18 protein-coding genes are annotated in these 16020 nt (G+C 68.1%); 8 read left to right on the forward strand and 10 right to left on the reverse strand.

Translation table 11 applies throughout. From position 1 onward, the window contains the following. Both PMI14_RS28050 and tsaE read right to left on the reverse strand, forming a co-directional pair. A partial coding sequence (locus tag PMI14_RS28050) for an AMIN domain-containing protein (RefSeq protein WP_007859886.1) occupies positions 1-433 on the reverse strand: 433 nt, incomplete at its 3' end. Positions 434-437: 4 nt separating this feature from the next. After that, positions 438-992 (reverse strand): tRNA (adenosine(37)-N6)-threonylcarbamoyltransferase complex ATPase subunit type 1 TsaE, encoded by a 555-nt coding sequence (gene tsaE / locus PMI14_RS28055; protein ID WP_007859892.1) that lies wholly within the window; start codon positions 990-992, stop codon positions 438-440. Positions 993-1004: 12 nt separating this feature from the next. Here tsaE and queG point away from each other — a divergent pair, with 12 nt between their 5' ends. Continuing rightward, positions 1005-2042: a tRNA epoxyqueuosine(34) reductase QueG gene (gene queG / locus PMI14_RS28060; protein ID WP_007859893.1), complete on the forward strand. Its 1038-nt coding sequence runs from the start codon at positions 1005-1007 to the stop codon at positions 2040-2042. A 20-nt stretch (positions 2043-2062) separates the two neighbouring features. Here the strand turns inward: queG and PMI14_RS28065 are convergent, their stop codons facing one another. After that, on the reverse strand, positions 2063-2662 hold the full coding sequence (locus PMI14_RS28065; RefSeq protein ID WP_007859894.1) for a GDSL-type esterase/lipase family protein: 600 nt from the start codon (positions 2660-2662) through the stop codon (positions 2063-2065). Positions 2663-2721: 59 nt separating this feature from the next. Next, positions 2722-3627: an AEC family transporter gene (locus PMI14_RS28070; RefSeq protein ID WP_035206142.1), complete on the reverse strand. Its 906-nt coding sequence runs from the start codon at positions 3625-3627 to the stop codon at positions 2722-2724. A gap of 125 nt (positions 3628-3752) precedes the next feature. Between PMI14_RS28070 and PMI14_RS28075 the strand changes: the two genes are divergently transcribed. The 4 genes from PMI14_RS28075 (at position 3753) to PMI14_RS28090 (ending at position 7736) form a co-directional block, all read left to right on the forward strand. Continuing rightward, positions 3753-4718 carry a tripartite tricarboxylate transporter substrate binding protein BugE gene (locus PMI14_RS28075; protein ID WP_007859896.1) on the forward strand — a complete coding sequence of 322 codons (966 nt, stop codon included), beginning with the start codon at positions 3753-3755 and terminating at the stop codon, positions 4716-4718. A 75-nt stretch (positions 4719-4793) separates the two neighbouring features. After that, positions 4794-5693, forward strand: coding sequence for a site-specific tyrosine recombinase XerD (xerD, locus tag PMI14_RS28080; protein WP_007859897.1), 900 nt, complete (start codon positions 4794-4796; stop codon positions 5691-5693). Positions 5694-5736: 43 nt separating this feature from the next. Next, complete coding sequence (locus PMI14_RS28085) at positions 5737-6699, forward strand: tripartite tricarboxylate transporter substrate binding protein (RefSeq protein WP_007859899.1); 963 nt, start codon at positions 5737-5739, stop codon at positions 6697-6699. 23 nt (positions 6700-6722) lie between these two features. Beyond that, complete coding sequence (locus PMI14_RS28090) at positions 6723-7736, forward strand: tripartite tricarboxylate transporter substrate binding protein (RefSeq protein ID WP_007859902.1); 1014 nt, start codon at positions 6723-6725, stop codon at positions 7734-7736. A gap of 64 nt (positions 7737-7800) precedes the next feature. Here the strand turns inward: PMI14_RS28090 and PMI14_RS28095 are convergent, their stop codons facing one another. The 3 genes from PMI14_RS28095 to PMI14_RS28105 all read right to left on the reverse strand — a co-directional run bounded on the left by PMI14_RS28095 (position 7801) and on the right by PMI14_RS28105 (position 11332). Then, positions 7801-9081: an EAL and HDOD domain-containing protein gene (locus tag PMI14_RS28095; protein ID WP_007859903.1), complete on the reverse strand. Its 1281-nt coding sequence runs from the start codon at positions 9079-9081 to the stop codon at positions 7801-7803. 102 nt (positions 9082-9183) lie between these two features. Further along, entirely contained in the window at positions 9184-10455 is a 1272-nt protein-coding gene (locus PMI14_RS28100) for an EAL and HDOD domain-containing protein (protein WP_007859905.1), read from the reverse strand. 73 nt (positions 10456-10528) lie between these two features. Then, positions 10529-11332: a ferritin-like domain-containing protein gene (locus tag PMI14_RS28105; RefSeq protein WP_007859907.1), complete on the reverse strand. Its 804-nt coding sequence runs from the start codon at positions 11330-11332 to the stop codon at positions 10529-10531. A gap of 103 nt (positions 11333-11435) precedes the next feature. Between PMI14_RS28105 and PMI14_RS28110 the strand changes: the two genes are divergently transcribed. The 3 genes from PMI14_RS28110 (at position 11436) to PMI14_RS28120 (ending at position 13618) form a co-directional block, all read left to right on the forward strand. Continuing rightward, entirely contained in the window at positions 11436-11960 is a 525-nt protein-coding gene (locus PMI14_RS28110; protein WP_007859909.1) for a gamma carbonic anhydrase family protein, read from the forward strand. Between the two features lie 40 nt (positions 11961-12000). Then, complete coding sequence (locus tag PMI14_RS28115; RefSeq protein WP_007859911.1) at positions 12001-12993, forward strand: Hsp33 family molecular chaperone HslO; 993 nt, start codon at positions 12001-12003, stop codon at positions 12991-12993. 181 nt (positions 12994-13174) lie between these two features. Further along, the gene (locus PMI14_RS28120; RefSeq protein ID WP_238541918.1) at positions 13175-13618 is read left to right on the forward strand and encodes a CZB domain-containing protein; all 444 of its coding nucleotides are present in this window, start codon (positions 13175-13177) and stop codon (positions 13616-13618) included. Here PMI14_RS28120 and PMI14_RS28125 read toward each other — a convergent pair. The 3 genes from PMI14_RS28125 to eno all read right to left on the reverse strand — a co-directional run bounded on the left by PMI14_RS28125 (position 13578) and on the right by eno (position 15781). Further along, a complete protein-coding gene (locus tag PMI14_RS28125; RefSeq protein WP_007859921.1) occupies positions 13578-14099 on the reverse strand; it encodes a hypothetical protein in 522 nt (173 codons plus the stop codon). The genes PMI14_RS28120 and PMI14_RS28125 overlap by 41 nt on opposite strands. 16 nt (positions 14100-14115) lie before the next feature. After that, positions 14116-14394: a septum formation initiator family protein gene (locus tag PMI14_RS28130; protein ID WP_007859924.1), complete on the reverse strand. Its 279-nt coding sequence runs from the start codon at positions 14392-14394 to the stop codon at positions 14116-14118. Positions 14395-14494: 100 nt separating this feature from the next. Then, positions 14495-15781 carry a phosphopyruvate hydratase gene (gene eno / locus PMI14_RS28135; protein WP_007859926.1) on the reverse strand — a complete coding sequence of 429 codons (1287 nt, stop codon included), beginning with the start codon at positions 15779-15781 and terminating at the stop codon, positions 14495-14497. Positions 15782-16020 lie beyond the last annotated feature (239 nt).

Here is a 16020-nt window from a genome sequence, read left to right on the forward strand (position 1 = left end):
ACAGGTCGAACACCAGCCGGTGCTGGTAGGCGGCCACCGGGGGCAGGGTGAACACCTGGGGCATGGCGGCCTGCTTCAGGTCCACCACCAGGCGCACCACGTTGGGCGCGTTCTGCCCGACGCGGATGCCGGCGATGTTCGGGTCGTCGGGCTTGACCTTGGCCACCAGCTCGCGCAGCTCGGGGCTCAGGTCGATGCCTTCGATGTCCACCGCCAGGCGCGGCGGCGTGGTCACGAAGAACTGCTTGGCGACCAGCTTGCCATCGGATTCGATGGTGACGCGCGTGTATTCGGGGGCGGGCCAGACACGCACTGCCAGGATGGTGGCTCCGCGGGCGATCTGCTGTGTACCCAGCAAGAGCACCAGGCTGCCCGTCTGCAGCAGGGCGCGGCGGGACGGTTGGCGGGGTGCCGGGCGGGCGGGCAGCTTCATTCGTTCAGAGTCCTTGCAGCAGCCGGTGGCCGGCGGCGGTGTGGGCATGCACGGTGACTTGCCTTTCGGTCTCGTCAATTGCTTCAATGTGGATAGCAAGGTCGGCAGGCGGGGTGAGCGCTGCAGCCTTCTCCGGCCATTCTGCCACCTTGAGGCCCGGGTTGGCAAAAATGTCCCTGAATCCAGCGTCTTCCCACTCGCGCGGGTCGTCGAAGCGGTAGAAGTCGAAGTGCCAGACGGTGGTGGCGTGCGGCGCCAAGCCCGGTGCCTCGTGCGGCTCCACCACGGCATAGGTGGGGCTCTTGATGCGGCCCTGCACCCCGAGCGCGCGCAGCAGGTGGCGCACCAGCGTGGTCTTGCCGGCACCCAGGTCGCCATGCAGGGTGAGGAGGGCCTGGGCCAGCAGCGGCGGCTGGGCGGCCAGCGCCTGCGCGAAGGCGGCGGTGTCGTCCTCGCCGTGCCAATGCCACGTGCGAGGGTTTTGCGTGCGAGGGCTTTGCCCGGCGGCCGGGACCGCGGGGCTTTCTACAATCTGGCCGGTATGTGGTGCAACAGTCAACTCGTTCCTCAAATGCAGGAGTGGGCCCGCGAGCTGGGATTTTCCCAAATCGGCGTGGCGGGGGTGGATTTGTCTGCCGCCGAAGAGGGGTTGATGCAGTGGCTGGCCCAGGGGTTCCATGGCGAGATGCATTACATGGCCACCCACGGCACCCGCCGTGCCCGCCCGGCCGAGCTCGTGCCCGGCACGGTGAGCGTGATCACGGCACGCATGGATTATCTGCCGCGCGGCAAGCCCATGGAAGGCTGGCAGGAGGCGGAGCTGTCGCGCCTGGCGCGCACGGGCGAGGGCATCGTCTCGGTCTACGCCCGGGGCCGCGACTACCACAAGGTGCTGCGTGCGCGGCTGCAAAAGCTCAGCGACCGCATCGCCGAGGCGGTGGGCCCGTTCGGCCACCGCGTGTTCACCGACTCGGCGCCGGTGCTGGAGGCCGAACTGGCCTCGCGCAGCGGCCAGGGCTGGCGCGGCAAGCACACGCTGGTGCTCAACCGCGAAGCGGGCTCGATGTTCTTCCTGGGCGAGATCTACGTGGACATGCAGCTGCCCGAGAGCGCGCCCGTCACCGCGCACTGCGGCAGCTGCAGTGCCTGCATCGCCATCTGCCCCACGCAGGCCATCATCGCGCCGCACCGCATCGATGCGCGCCGCTGCATCTCCTACCTGACCATCGAGCACGGTGGCCCGATCCCGCTGGAGTTCCGGGCGGCCATGGGCAACCGCATCTACGGCTGCGACGACTGCCAGCTGGCCTGCCCCTGGAACAAGTTCGCGCAGGTGAGCCGCCTGCCCGATTTCGATGAGCGCAATGGCCTGTCGGGCCAGCAACTGGTGCACCTGTTCGCCTGGGACGAGGCCACCTTCCTGCGCATGACCGAGGGCGGGCCGATCCGGCGCATCGGCCATGAGCGCTGGCTGCGCAACGTGGCCGTGGCCCTGGGCAATGCGCTGCGCGCGACGGGCGACGAAGCGGTGCGCGCGGCGCTGCAGTCGCGGGTGGCGGATGCCAGCCCCCTGGTGCGCGAGCACGTGGCCTGGGCCTTGGAGGGGTAGCGGGTGCGGCAGGCCCCGGCTCAGCCGCCGGCCAGCAGCCCGGTCGCCCTGAGCGTATCCACCAGCCCCTGGGCAAAGCGCTCGTACCCCGCCGCATTCGCATGGATCTGGTCGGAGCGCAGCGTGGCGTCGGCCAGCACGCCGGCCCATCCCTTGCGGTGCAGGGGGAGCTTGAGTTCGCTGGCGATCTCTTCGTACATGGCGTGGTCGCTCAGTTGGCCCAGGGTGGCCATGACCGTGAACTCGGGCACGGCGACCAGCAGCACCTGGGCGCCGGCGGCCCGCGCCTGCTCGCAGATCTGGCGCACGTTGGCGCGCGTGGCGCTGGTGCTCTGGCGGCGCAGGAAGTCGTTGCCGCCGATGCCCACGATCACCAGGGCAGGCTGGTGCTTTTGCAGCAGGTCCGGCAGCCTCTGCAAGGCCTGGGCCGAGGTATCGCCCGAGATGCCGCCGTTGACGACCTTCCACCCGCTCAGGCGCTGCAGCACGGCGGGGTAGGCCGCATCGGTGGACGCGCCCACCCCGGAGGTGAGCGAATCACCGAGCGCGAGCACGGTGGCCCCGGAGGGGACGGCCTGGGCGCGGGGCGGCTTGCGCCCGCAGCCTGCCAGCGGGGCCATGGCGGCCACCAGCAGGCCGGTCGCCAGGAGCCGACGGCGCGCCCGTGCGTGGAGGGAATTCACCGCAGCACCCCGAGTGCGAAGGGCAGGCTCACCACGCCCAGCAGCGTGGACAGCGTCACCAGCCCCGCCACGTAGGGCCCGTTGTAGCCCATGCGCGCGGCCAGCACGTAGCAGGTGCTGGCCGTGGGCAGGGCCGAGAAGGCCAGCAGCACCGTGGTCTGAACGGGGTTGAGTGCGAACAGGTGCGCCAGGCCGAAGGCGATCACGGGCAGCACCAGGTGGCGGATGGCCAGCACCGTCACGCTCAGCGCCTTGCCGCGCGTGAGCAGGCCGAACTGCATGCCCGCGCCCGCGGCCATCAGGCCCAGGGCCAGCGAGGCGGCGCTGATGCGCGTGACGGTGGGCTCGATCCACGCGGGGATCTGGAACCCGAGCAGGTTGGCCACCAGGCCCGAGAGCGTGGCCACGATCAGCGGGTTGCGCGCCAGCTCGCGCACGAAGCCGTGCTCGCCCTGCCGCGCCATGGGCCACACGGCGGCCACGTTGAACAGCGGCACGCAGACGCCGATCAGCACGGCGATCATCAGCAGGCCCTGCGCACCCGCCAGCCGCTCGGCAATCGCCAGGCCGATGAAGGAGTTGAAACGGAACGCGATCTGCGCGCTGGCCGCATGGTCGCGCAGGTCCAGGCGTTTGCCCAGCCAGGGCCAGTGCGGCATGCTGTAGGCCAGCGCAATGCCGGCGATGCCGGTGAGCATGCCGGCGGCGATCAGGCCCGAGGCGGCGCCGACGTCCACCGGGCTCTTGACGATGGACTGGAACAGCAGCACCGGGAACAGCAGGTAGTACACCAGGCTCTCGACCGGCTGCCACACGGCGCGGTTCAGTGCGGTGAAGCGGCACACCAGATAACCGCACAGGATCAGGGAGAAATCGGGGAGCAGGAGCTGGGCGTAATTCACACTCCGAGGATAACGGAAGCTCTGGCAGGCTGCGGGTAAGCCCCTATGTGGAATCCATAGGGAGCCGGGCCCCGCATTGCGCATACCATTGGCTACCGCCAAGTAAACCCCATAAGGAGAAATCAATGCAACGTCGTCGCCAATGGCTCGCACTAGCGCTGGTGGCTGCCGCAGGATCTGCCGCAGCCCAGGGCTACCCCAACAAGGTCATCAAACTGCAGGTGCCTTTCGCCCCCGGCGGCACCACAGACATCATCGCGCGCGTGATCGCCGACCCGCTGGGCAAGGCCCTGGGCCAGAGCGTGATCGTCGAGAACAAGGCCGGTGGCGGCGGCATCGTGGGTGCCAGCGAAACCGCACGTTCAGCACCGGACGGCTACACCCTGGGCGTGGCCACCGTGTCCACCACGGCGGCCAACCCGGCCATCAACCCCAAGACGCCGTACAACCCGATCACGGACTTCACGCCCATCACCAACATCGCGGCCACGCCCAACGTCATCGCGGTGCACCCGAGCTTCCCGGCCAAGGACTACAAGGCCTATGTGGCCGAGCTCAAGAAGTCGCCGGGCAAGTACTCGTACTCGTCGTCGGGCACGGGCGGCATCGGCCACCTGCAGATGGAGCTGTACAAGAGCCTCTCGGGCACCTTCGTGACGCACATCCCCTACCGCGGCGCGGGCCCGGCGCTGAACGACACGGTGGCCGGCCAGGTGCCGATGATCTTCGACAACCTGCCCTCGGCACTGCCCTTCATCAAGGAAAACCGGCTGGTGCCCATCGTGGTCGCGGCACCCCAGCGCGTGGCCGGCCTGCCCAATGTGCCCACCTTCAAGGAACTGGGGCTGGAGCCCGTGAACCGCATGGCCTACTACGGCATCGTCGGTCCCAAGGGCCTGCCCAAGGAGGTGGTCGACAAGGTCAACGCCGCCGTGCGCAAGGCCCTGGAAGACCCGGCCGTGAAGAAGCGCATCGAGGAGACCGGCTCCATCGTGATCGGCAACACGCCCGAGCAGTTCGCCGAGCAGATCAAGGCCGAGTTCGGTGTCTACAAGGACGTGGTGGCCAAGCAGAAGCTGGCGCTGGAGTAAAGACGCCAGCGCGGGCCACGCTCGCTGTCCACGAGGCCGCCCACGGGCGGCTTTTTTACGTGCTATGGTTTTGGCATGCTCACCGCCAGCCTGAACGCGATCGATACCTTCGTGGATGCCCTGTGGCTGGAGGACGGCCTCTCGCGCAACACCCTGGCTGCCTACCGGCGCGACCTCACGCTGTATGCGCAGTGGCTGGCCGAGCACCACCCCGAACTGGCGCTCGACGGCACGGCCGAGCCGCACCTGCAGGGCTACTTCGCGGCCCGGCACGATGAGACCCGCGCCACCTCGGCCAACCGGCGCCTGACGGTGCTGCGGCGCTACTTCCACTGGGCGCTGCGTGAGCGCCGCATCAGTGCCGACCCCACCGTGCGCCTGCAGGCAGCGCGCCAGCCCTTGCGCGTGCCCAAGACCCTTTCACAGGCCCAGGTCGAGGCCTTGCTGGCTGCGCCCGACATTGGCAACCCCCTGGGTCTGCGCGACCGCACCATGCTGGAGCTGATGTACGCCAGTGGCCTGCGCGTGACCGAGCTGGTCACGCTCAAGACCTTCCAGCTGGGGCTCAATGAAGGCGTGCTGCGGGTGATGGGCAAGGGCAGCAAGGAGCGCCTGGTGCCCTTCGGCGAAGAGGCACGCCAGTGGCTGCAGCGCTACCTGGCCGAGGCGCGCGGCGCCATCCTCGGCGGCCAGCAGACTGACGATTTGTTCGTGACCCAGCGCGGCGCGGGCATGACGCGGGTGATGTTCTGGGTCATCGTCAAGAAATGGGCGGCCGTGGCCGGCATCACCACACCGCTGTCGCCGCACACGCTGCGCCATGCCTTCGCCACCCACCTGCTCAACCACGGTGCCGACCTGCGCGTGGTGCAGCTGCTGCTGGGCCACGCCGACATTTCCACGACCACCATCTACACCCATGTGGCGCGCGAGCGGCTCAAGGCCCTGCACGCGCAGCACCACCCGCGGGGGTAAGCCGACCCCTTCACCCATTCAAACCACAACGAGGAGACAACGCATGAAGAAGCCCCTGATCGCAGCGCTGCTGCTGGCCAGCGCCGGCCTGGCCATGGCCCAGGCCTGGCCGGCCGCCAAACCCATCCGCCTGATCGTGGGCTACCCGCCGGGCGGTGGCATCGACTTTGCCGCGCGCACCGTCCAGACGCCACTGCAGGAGGCCTTGAAGCAGCAGATCGTGGTGGACTACAAGCCCGGCGCCGGCGGCCTGCTGGCCGCGGGCGAGCTGGTGCGCGCGCAGCCCGATGGCTACACCATCCTGCTGGCCAACACAGGGCCCTTTGCCATCGCACCGTACCTGCAGCGCAAGCTGCCCTACGACCCGCTCAAGCAGTTCACCTACATCGGCCAGATCAGCCAGGGCAGCTACATCGCCGTGACCTACCCGGCCCACCCTGCCAAGGACCTGAAGGAATGGGTCACCTGGGCACGCGCCAATGCCGGCAAGGTCAACTTCGCATCGGGCGGGGCGGGCACCTCCACCCACCTCAACGGCGAGCTCATGAACCAGGCCATCGGCATGGACATCACCCATGTGCCCTACAAGGGCAGCGCCCCGGCCCTGCAGGAACTGATCGGCGGACAGACGCAGCTGCTGATCGACGCCGGCACCGTGCTGCTGCCGCAGATCAAGGGCGGCAAGCTCAAGGCCCTGGCCGTCACCGGTGCGCAGCGCGACCCGCAGCTGCCCGATGTGCCCACGGTGCGCGAACTGGGCCTGGGCGCCATGGAGTCCGTGGGCTTCCAGGGCCTGGTCGGCCCGGCCGGCATGCCGCGCGAGGTGGTCGACAGGCTCTCGGCCGAACTGGCCAAGGTGCTGGCGCAGCCGGATATCCAGGCCAAGTTCGCGACCGCCGGGGCCCAGGTGCACCCCCTCGGCCCTGCGGAATTCACGGCTTTCGTGAAGGGCGAAAATGACAAATGGGCCAAATTGATACGCGAGCGCAAGCTCCAGGTGGACTGAGACAACGTTCTGAGGAACAGGGAATGAAGACGATGGCAACCGAGAACACGGTGGATGGGGGCCGGCGCGCTGCGCTGGCGGTGGTGGCGGGCGGGGCGCTGGCGGCGCTCGCCCCTGGCCTGGCACGGGCCCAGGCGCCCGCCTGGCCCACGCGGCCGGTGCGTATCGTCGTGGCCTACCCGGCCGGCGGCGTGAGCGACGTGGTCGCGCGCCTGCTGGCCGACAAGCTGTCGCCCGTGCTCGGCCAGCCGGTGGTGATCGAGAACAAGGCCGGCGCCAGCGGCAGCATCGGCCTGGATGCCGTGGCCAAGGCCACGGACGGGCACACCCTGGGCTTTGCCGCCATCAGCCCGCTGGCGCTGAACCCGCACCTGGGCGCCTCGCCCTTCGATCCGGCCAAGGACATCGTGCCCGTGGCCACCGTGATGTACTCGCCCGTGCTGCTGCTGGGCACGCCGGCCAGCAGCGCGCGCGATTTTCGCGACCTGCTGGCGCAGGCCAAGGCCAAGCCGGGCAGCATCCGCTGGGCCACCTCGGGCCAGGCCTCGCTGGGCCACATCATGCTCGAGCAGGTCATGCACACCGCGGGCGTGCAGATGACGCACATCCCCTACAAGGGCGGTGGCCAGCAGATGAACGATGCGCTCAGCGGGCAGTTCGAGATCCTGTCCACCAACGCCGGGCCGGCCGTGCTGCAGCACATCAAGGCCGGCAAGCTCAAGGCCCTGGCTGTGGGCGCGCCGGACCGGCTCGACACCCTGCCCGACGTGCCCACGCTGGCCGAGCTGGGCCAGGGCGCGGCCAACCTGTCCTCGCTGTTCGGCGTGTTCGCGCCTGCCGCCATGCCGGCGGCCGTGGTGGCGCGGCTCAATGCCGAGATCAACAAGGTGCTGGCCCTGCCCGACGTGCGCGCCAAGCTCGACGCCTCCGACAACGTGCCCCTGGGTGGTACGGCGGCCGATTTCGGCAAGCGCATTGCCGCCGAATCCGAGGCCAACCTGCGCATCATCCGCGCGGCGGGCATCAAGGGACAATGAAGAGCTGACCACGCTGGAATGACAAAGGGGAGCCGAGGCTCCCCTTTTTGTGCGCCGCGCAGGCTCAGTCTGCGTTCAGGCTTTCGGCCCAGGTCAGGGCCTGCAGATGGGCCCAGTTGACCTGGCGGTTGGACAGGTGCAGGGCCTCGGCCATGCGCGCGAACACCACCTCGTCGCCGCTCTCGCAGGCCTTGGTCAGCTCCAGGAAGGGGGCGAACACGCCGGTGTTGTGCAGCAGGGCGTCGGTCACGGGCTGGGGCAGGGCCACGGATTCGAGGGCCTTCTCGATGGGCACGTTGAGCATGGTGTCCAGCAGCGAGAACACGCCCACCACGAAGGCGTTGTCGCATTCCTCGGGCGGCAGCAGTTCGGTGGCCAGCAGTTCCATCAGGCGGCCGCGCACCACGGCGGTCTGGCCCACAGCGGGCGGCGAGCCGTCGGCGCGCGAGGTGGTCATGAGCAGGGCGGCCCAGCGGAACAGCTTCTTGAGGCCCAGGATCATCACCGCATGGCGGAACGAGGTGATCTCGCACGACAGGCCGAAGCCCGAGGAGTTGATGAAGCGCAGCAGGTTGAAGGACAGCGTCGGGTCCTTCTTGAGCAGGTCTTCGATCTCGGCCGTGCTGGCCTGCTTGCGCACCAGGTTGATGAGCTGGATGATGGTGGCCTGCGAAGGCCGGATGGTGGTGGCCTTGACCAGCGAGGGCTTGGCGAACCAGAAGCCCTGGAAGAGCTTCACACCCAGGTCGGACATCATCTTGAACTGCTCGGGCGTCTCCACCTTTTCGGCCACCAGCGTGGCCTTGGCGTAGTTGCCGGCAAACTTCACCAGCGGGGCGGCCAGCTCGGGCTTGAAGGCCTGCATGTCGAGCTTGATGTAGGCTGCCAGCGGCATCCAGTTGGCGTAGGCGCGGCGCAGGGCATTCTGGTTGAACGCCAGGCGAAAGCCCCGGGTGCGCAGCGACTCGAGCACGGGCACGCGGCCGTCGATCTCTTCCTGGGTGGCGCTGTCGGGCAGCGGGGGCACTTCGAGCACCACCTTTTCGGGGTGGATCAGCTCCAGGTGGCCGCCGGCCAGGCTGTCGTGCGTGCAGTTGATGAAGACGGTCTTCTTGCCCACCAGGGCTTCGGTGCCCGCATAGGACAGGGCGTTGAACAGCAGCGCCGCATCGCTGGCGGCGGTGTGCGAGGCACTGGCGGTGGAGCGATCGAACAGCTCGTAGCCGTACACGGCGCGGTGCTGGTCCACGATGGGCTGGCGCGCAATGATGGCCAGGTTGCTGTCTTCGACGTTCTCCTGGGTCGGGTCGACTTCGGAGGCGGCTTGTTCAGGGGTGGTCGACATGGGCGCTTGGATAGGGATAGGCAGTGGGGGCTATTGACTAGATTCTAGACCTGCTCCCGCAATCCTTCTGTATGCAAATTGCACGCCATGCCCCAATGGGGGTCAATCCTCGGTCAGCTGGTCGGCCCAGGCCAGGGCCTGCAGGTGGGCCAGGTTGATCTGCTGGCTGGACAGGTGCAGGGTGCCGGCGGCGCGGTGGAACACGGCGTCGTCGCTGGATTCGCAGGCCTCGGCCAGGTTCAGCAGGTCCCCGAGGAAGCCCTCGCGGCGCAGCAGCGCGGCTGCGGAGGCCTCGGGCACGTTGAGCAGGCCGATGGCCGATTCCATGGGGATGGAAAGCATCACGTCCAGCAGCGAGAAGATGCCCACGACGAAGGCCTGGTCGGCCTCGTCGGGCGGCAGGGTCTCCAGCGCCAGCAGCTCCATCAGGCGCCCGCGCACCACGGCGGTCTGGCCCACGGAGGAGGGGGCACCGCTGGTGCGCGAGGCCGTGAGCAGCAGGGCGGCCCAGCGGAAGAGCTTCTTCAGGCCCATGAGCATCACCGCCTGGCGGAAGGAGGTGATCTCGCGGTTCATGCCGAAGCCGGCCGAATTGATCAGGCGCATGAGGTTGAAGGCCAGGCCCGCATCCTTCTTGAGCACTTCCTCGATCTCGTCGGTGCTGGCCTGCTGGCGCACCAGGTTGATCAACTGGATGATGCTGCTTTGCGCCGGCGTGAGCAGCTTGGCCTCGACCAGGGCCGGGCGGGCGAACCAGTAGCCCTGGAACAGCTGCACGCCCTGGGTGGAGACCATGTCGTACTGCTGGGCGGTTTCCACCTTCTCGGCGATGAGCTCCGCCTGGGAATGGCGTCCGGCATAGCTGATCAGCACCGCCAGCTGGTCGGCCGCCAGCACCGACAGGTCGAGCTTGATGTAGTCGGCCAGCGGCAGCCAGGGCGCATAGGTCGACTGCAGCACCGTGTGGTTGAACGCCAGGTGAAAGCCGCGGTCGCGCAGGCCGGTGAGGATGGGCAGGCGCGCCTGCACCTCGTCGGCAGCCGCATGGCCCAGGGGCGGGATCTCCAGCACCACCTTGTCAGGATCGAGCAGTTCCAGGTGTCCGCCCGAGAGGCTTTCGTGCGTGCAGTTCACGAAGATCAGCTTCTTGCCCACGAGTTCTTCGGTGCCCGCATGCGAGAGGGCGTTGAAGATCAGGATCACGTCGCTGGCCGCCGTGTGCGAGGCTTCGGTGCGCGAGCGGTTGAACAGCTCGTAGCCGACCACGATCTGCTGGCCATTGACGATGGCCTGGCGCGCGATCATTGCCACGGACGACTGGCCAGAGGCTGTGCTGGCAGGGTAGGTTCTTCCATTGGCAGGATGGGTGGACATGGATCGTGGATACGTTGGCTGGACATGGGGGATGAAAGGGCGCGAGGCATTGTAGGGAAGATCGTGGACACGTTCAGCCCTGCTGGAGCCATGCGAGCTCGGTGTCGGTGAATCCGGCTGCGCGGCGCGCGCTGTCGTTGAAGGGCGGCTTCAGGCGCGGCGCCTCGTACTGGCGCACCAGCGTGCCGTAGTGGGTTTCCGGCTCCAGGCCTTCGCGCATGCACAGCCAGCGGTACCAGTGGTTGCCGATGGCCACGTGCCCGACCTCGTCGCGCAGGATGGTGTCGAGGATCCCCACGGCGGCCAGCGCATCGGGGGTGCCCACCTGGCGCAGCTTGCGCTGGATCTGCGGCGTGGCGTCGAGCCCGCGCGCCTCCAGCGTGCGCGGCACCAGGGCCATGCGCGCCACGATGTCGTGCTGGGTCTTCTCGCACATGGTCCACAGCCCCTGGTGGGCGGGGAAGTCGCCGTAGTCGTGGCCATTGGCGCGCAGATGCTCGCGCAGCAGGCCGAAGTGGGTGGCCTCCTCGGCGGCCACGCGCAGCCAGTCCAGGTAGTAGGCGCCCGGCATGCCGTCGAAGCGCCAGATCGCGTCGAGCGCCAGGTTGATGGCATTGAACTCGATATGGGCAATGGCGTGCAGCAGGATGGCCCGGCCTTCGGGCGTGGCCGGTGAGCGGCGCGCCACCTCGGTGTGGCGCAGCAGCAGCGGACGCTCGGGCCGGCCGGGCAGGGCGCTGGGATCCAGGGGGGTCTGGGGGGCTTTTTCTGCTATTGAAAGATGAGCGGCCTGCGCGTGCAGGCTGAGCGACTGCGCCGCTTTTTGTTCAGGGTCTGCAAGGCACAAGACCTGCAGTGCACGTTGGCGAAGCTCCATCCTTACAATTCTAGGCCCTGCCATCTGCAACGCTGCAAACGCTTTGTAACCATTGGCAGGCCCCGATGCGCGCAATATTTTCTTTCTGTCTGGAGTCTGCGGTATGGCGATTTACGAACTCGATGGTGCGATTCCCCAGGTGGCCGCTTCGGCCTGGGTGGCCGATAGCGCCCAGGTCATGGGCAACGTGGTGCTGGGTGAGGACGCGAGCGTCTGGTTCGGCACCGTGGTGCGCGGCGATACGGAGAGCATCACCATCGGTGCCGGCTCCAACATCCAGGACGCCAGCGTGCTGCACGCCGACATCGGCAAGCCGCTGGTGGTGGGCGAGCGCGTGACGGTGGGCCACCAGGTCATGCTGCACGGCTGCACCATCGGCGACGAGTCGCTGATCGGCATCGGCGCCATCGTGCTCAATGGCGCCAGGATCGGCAAGCACTGCCTGGTGGGGGCCGGCGCCCTGGTGACCGAGGGCAAGGAGTTTCCCGATGGCTCCATGATCATCGGCAGCCCCGCCAAGGCGGTGCGCGAACTGACCCCCGAGCAGATCGAGGGCCTGCGCCAGAGCGCGCAGCACTACATCGACAATGCGCGCCGCTTCCAGAGCGGCCTGCACCGGATCGGCTGACCCTGGTCGCATCCTGACTTTTCAACGGAACCCTTCTCGCGTGTCTGAACTCCACAAATTCCTTTTCGATGGCCTGCCCGTGCGCGGCATGCTGGTGCGCCTGACAGACGCCTGGACCGACATCCTGCGCCGGCGCGCCGGCAATTCCGCCACCGGCGCCTACGCCGCCCCCGTCACCGAGCTGCTCGGCGAGATGGCGGCCGCCGGTGTGCTGATGCAGTCGAACATCAAGTTCAATGGCGCGCTGATCCTGCAGGTGTTCGGCGATGGACCGGTGAAGCTGGCCGTGGCCGAAGTGCAATCCGACCTCTCCCTGCGCGCCACCGCCACCGTCACCAGCGAGGTGCCTGGCGATGCGCGCCTGAGCCAGATGGTCAACGTGACCGGTGGCGGCCGCTGCGCCATCACGCTGGACCCCAAGAACCGCCATCCCGGCCAGCAGCCCTACCAGGGCGTGGTGCCGCTGCACGGTGACCACCACGAGAAGCTCGACCGCCTGTCGGACGTGCTGCAGCACTACATGCTGCAGTCCGAGCAGCTCGACACCGTGCTGGTGCTGGGGGCCAATGACAAGGTGGCTGCGGGCCTGCTGATCCAGCGCATGCCCATCAAGGGCGAGGGCAACCTGGCCGCAGGCCTCACGCACCGCGAGAACGAGGACCAGATCGGCCACAACGAGGACTACAACCGCATCGCCCACCTGGCCGCCAGCCTGACGCGGGAGGAACTGCTGAGCCTGGACGTGGACACCATCCTGCGCCGCCTGTTCTGGGAGGAAAAGCTGGTGCGCTTCACGCCCCAGGAGGGTGAGACGGGCCCGCGCTTTGCCTGCACCTGCAGCCGCGAGCGCGTGGGCAACATGCTGCGCAACCTGGGCGCGGCCGAGTCCGAGAGCATCCTGGCCGAGCGCGGCGAGATCGAGGTGGGCTGCGAGTTCTGTGGCCAGCAGTACCGCTTCGATGCGGTGGATGCGGCGCAGATCTTCGTGGAGCCGGCCATCATCCAGCCGCCGGCCCCCACGGGCATGCAGTAGCGGCCTGCCCACGCGCTCCCTGCGAGATCGCCATACCGGTTACCGGGGGCGATCGTCTGACCATCGTTGACAATCGCGGCCGCCGCGCGCCGCCCTGCGGGTCTACCATGAAGGTCTGTACCAAAGGTCTGTCATGGGGTTTCTTAGTCGCGTCATGGGCCTTTCGGCCCGCAACAGGGGAGTGCCACCGCTCGCGCTGTACGAGAGCTCGCTCGCGCAGGACTCACGGCGCGCCGACACGGTGCTCGCCGTGCTCGACCTGGACGCCGCCATCAACGCCCATGAGCGCTGGAAAGAGCGCTTGATGGACTACCTCGAAGGCCGCTCCGCCAAGGGGCTGGACCCGGCCATGGTGCGCCGCACCGACCAGGATGCCCTGGGCCGCTGGCTGCACGGCGTGGGCGCAGAACTGCTGGGCGACCGCCCGGCCTTCTCCCTGCTGGTGGCGCGCCACCAGTACTTCCACGAACAGGCCGCCAGCATCGTCGAGCTGGCGCAGCAGGGTGAGTGGCCGCGCGTGGTGCAGGTGCTCAATGGCGGCTACCGCCACGGCTCCAGCCAGGTGGTGCTGCTGCTCAAGGAGCTCAAGCGCGGCCTGGCGCAGGAGGCCGGGTCAGCGCAGTGAACAGCCGGTGTTCGCACACCGGGTCGCTGCATTTCTCGCACCCATAGGCGCGCAGGCGGGCCGCACGGGCCTCGCTGTGTGCCACAGTCTGTCCGTCAACGGCCTGGTGCCCGCCCAGCAAGGGGCCCAGGGCGCGCATGGCGCTGACCAGGCGGGCTGGCCCCTGGCCGTACACCACGCGGTAGGCGATGGCCTGGGCGTCGAGCGTGGCGCGCAGGCGCGCATCCATCGCCTGCCGGCGCTCCCGTTCCGCAGCCGGGCAGGGCAGGTCCAGACCCATCAGCAGCGTGAGCGCGGCGCCCTGGTGCGCTTGCAATGCGGCAGCCAAGTGCATGCCGTGGTCCGCTGCCAGGGCATCCACCAGGGTGGAGTGGGCGATTGAAAGGGGCGATGGCGCTGCGCGCAGGTGCGGTGCCAGGGCCTCGGCCAGTGCCTGGGTGCCGGTGCCCGGTGCACCCAGCAGCACGATGGGGGATGTCACGGGGTGGGGTGCCCGCTCAGCGCGGTGTGAACTGCACGTAGATTTCGTTGGGCCGGACCATGCCCAGCTCGCTGCGCGCCTTTTCCTCGACCATGTCCAGCCCCTCCTTGAGGTCGTGCACCTCGGAGGTCAGGCGCTCATTGGCCTGCTGGGCCTGGGCATTGGCGGCCTTCTGCACGTCGATCTGGCGCTGCATGGCGTTCACGCGCGGCAGGCTGCCCCGCCCCAGCCACAGCTGGGCGTGCACGGCCGCCAGCAGGGCCAGCAGCACGACGGGAACGAGGCGGTTGACCATGGTCCGCTAGCTTAGCAGCCGGACGCCATCGGGAATGCACCACTCCTGGACAGGAGCGGGTGGTTCGCAACCGCGCAGACCGGCATGCTGCAGCCTGGCCTCAGCGCAGGTTGTAGAAGGCAGCGCGGCCGGGGTAGTGCGCGATGTCGCCAAGGTCTTCCTCGATGCGCAGCAGCTGGTTGTACTTGGCGATGCGGTCCGAGCGCGACAGCGAGCCGGTCTTGATCTGGCCGGCGTTGGTGCCCACGGCGATGTCGGCGATGGTGCTGTCCTCGGTTTCGCCCGAGCGGTGCGAGATCACGGCGGTGTAGCCGGCGCGCTTGGCCATCTCGATGGCGGCGAAGGTTTCGGTCAGCGTGCCGATCTGGTTGATCTTGATCAGGATCGAGTTGGCGATCTGCTTGTCGATGCCTTCCTTGAGGATCTTGGTGTTGGTCACGAACAGGTCGTCGCCCACCAGCTGCACGTTCTTGCCCAGGCGCTCGGTCAGGATCTTCCAGCCGTCCCAGTCGCCTTCGTGCATGCCGTCTTCGATGCTGATGATGGGGTACTTGTCGCACCACGAGGCCAGCATGTCGGTCCACTGCGTGGCCGTCAGCTTCAGGCCGCCTTCGCCTTCGAGCACGTAGTGGCCGTCCTTGTAGAACTCGCTGGCTGCGCAATCGAGGCCCAGGGCGATCTGCTCGCCTGCGGTGTAGCCGGCGGCTTCGATGGCCTGCAGGATCAGCACGATGGCCGCTTCATGGTTCTCGACGCTGGGGGCAAAGCCGCCTTCGTCGCCCACGGCGGTGCTGATGCCCTTGTCGTGCAGGATCTTCTTCAGGGCGTGGAACACCTCGGCGCCCCAGCGCAGGGCTTCACGGAAGGTGGGGGCGCCCACGGGGATGATCATGAACTCCTGCAGGTCCAGGCTGTTGTTGGCGTGCGCGCCGCCGTTGATCACGTTCATCATGGGCACGGGCAGCTGCATGCTGCCCATGCCGCCCAGGTAGCGGTACAGCGGCAGGCCGGACTCTTCGGCTGCGGCGCGGGCCACGGCCATGGAGACGGCCAGCATGGCGTTGGCGCCCAGGCGGCCCTTGTTGTCGGTGCCGTCGAGGTCGATCAGGGTCTTGTCCAGGAAGGCCTGCTCGGAGGCATCCAGGCCCAGCACGGCTTCGGAGATCTCGGTGTTGATGTGCTCCACCGCCTTGAGCACGCCCTTGCCCAGGTAGCGCCCCTTGTCGCCGTCGCGCAGCTCGATGGCTTCGCGGCTGCCGGTGGACGCGCCCGACGGCACGGCCGCACGGCCCATCACGCCCGACTCCAGCAGCACGTCGCATTCGACGGTGGGGTTGCCGCGGCTGTCCAGCACTTCGCGGCCTACGATGTCAACAATGGCACTCATGATCTTCCTTGAGGGTTTTTGAAATTCATCCGGACGGGCAGGGAGGAGGGGCAAACCACCTGCGGTGCCTGGCGCCGCCGCGCGTCGGTCGCGATTCTATGCTACCGATTTGATAGTAATTGAGGGTCCTAGGTACGAATCGGGTACGGAATCAGAAGGTGTGAATGGACCCGGCGTGTCCGAGCAGGCCGCCAAAACGTGTGCGATCTAGGCGCAAAGCACAGCCATAGCTCGGGCTA

The organism is Acidovorax sp. CF316, assembly GCF_000276605.1.
In the GTDB taxonomy this organism is placed as follows: Bacteria; Pseudomonadota; Gammaproteobacteria; order Burkholderiales; family Burkholderiaceae_C; genus Acidovorax.

Excerpts from the sequence above, each read along its gene's own strand:
- xerD (WP_007859897.1), top strand. The coding sequence starts at position 4,794 with ATGCTCACCGCCAGCCTGAACGCGATCGATACCTTCGTGGATGCCCTG.
- queG (WP_007859893.1), top strand. The coding sequence starts at position 1,005 with ATGCAGGAGTGGGCCCGCGAGCTGGGATTTTCCCAAATCGGCGTGGCG.
- PMI14_RS28075 (WP_007859896.1), top strand. The coding sequence starts at position 3,753 with ATGCAACGTCGTCGCCAATGGCTCGCACTAGCGCTGGTGGCTGCCGCA.
- PMI14_RS28085 (WP_007859899.1), top strand. The coding sequence starts at position 5,737 with ATGAAGAAGCCCCTGATCGCAGCGCTGCTGCTGGCCAGCGCCGGCCTG.
- PMI14_RS28090 (WP_007859902.1), top strand. The coding sequence starts at position 6,723 with ATGAAGACGATGGCAACCGAGAACACGGTGGATGGGGGCCGGCGCGCT.
- eno (WP_007859926.1), bottom strand. The coding sequence starts at position 15,781 with ATGAGTGCCATTGTTGACATCGTAGGCCGCGAAGTGCTGGACAGCCGC.
- PMI14_RS28095 (WP_007859903.1), bottom strand. The coding sequence starts at position 9,081 with ATGTCGACCACCCCTGAACAAGCCGCCTCCGAAGTCGACCCGACCCAG.
- PMI14_RS28130 (WP_007859924.1), bottom strand. The coding sequence starts at position 14,394 with ATGGTCAACCGCCTCGTTCCCGTCGTGCTGCTGGCCCTGCTGGCGGCC.
- PMI14_RS28105 (WP_007859907.1), bottom strand. The coding sequence starts at position 11,332 with ATGGAGCTTCGCCAACGTGCACTGCAGGTCTTGTGCCTTGCAGACCCT.
- PMI14_RS28100 (WP_007859905.1), bottom strand. The coding sequence starts at position 10,455 with ATGTCCACCCATCCTGCCAATGGAAGAACCTACCCTGCCAGCACAGCC.
- PMI14_RS28110 (WP_007859909.1), top strand. The coding sequence starts at position 11,436 with ATGGCGATTTACGAACTCGATGGTGCGATTCCCCAGGTGGCCGCTTCG.
- PMI14_RS28065 (WP_007859894.1), bottom strand. The coding sequence starts at position 2,662 with ATGGCCCCGCTGGCAGGCTGCGGGCGCAAGCCGCCCCGCGCCCAGGCC.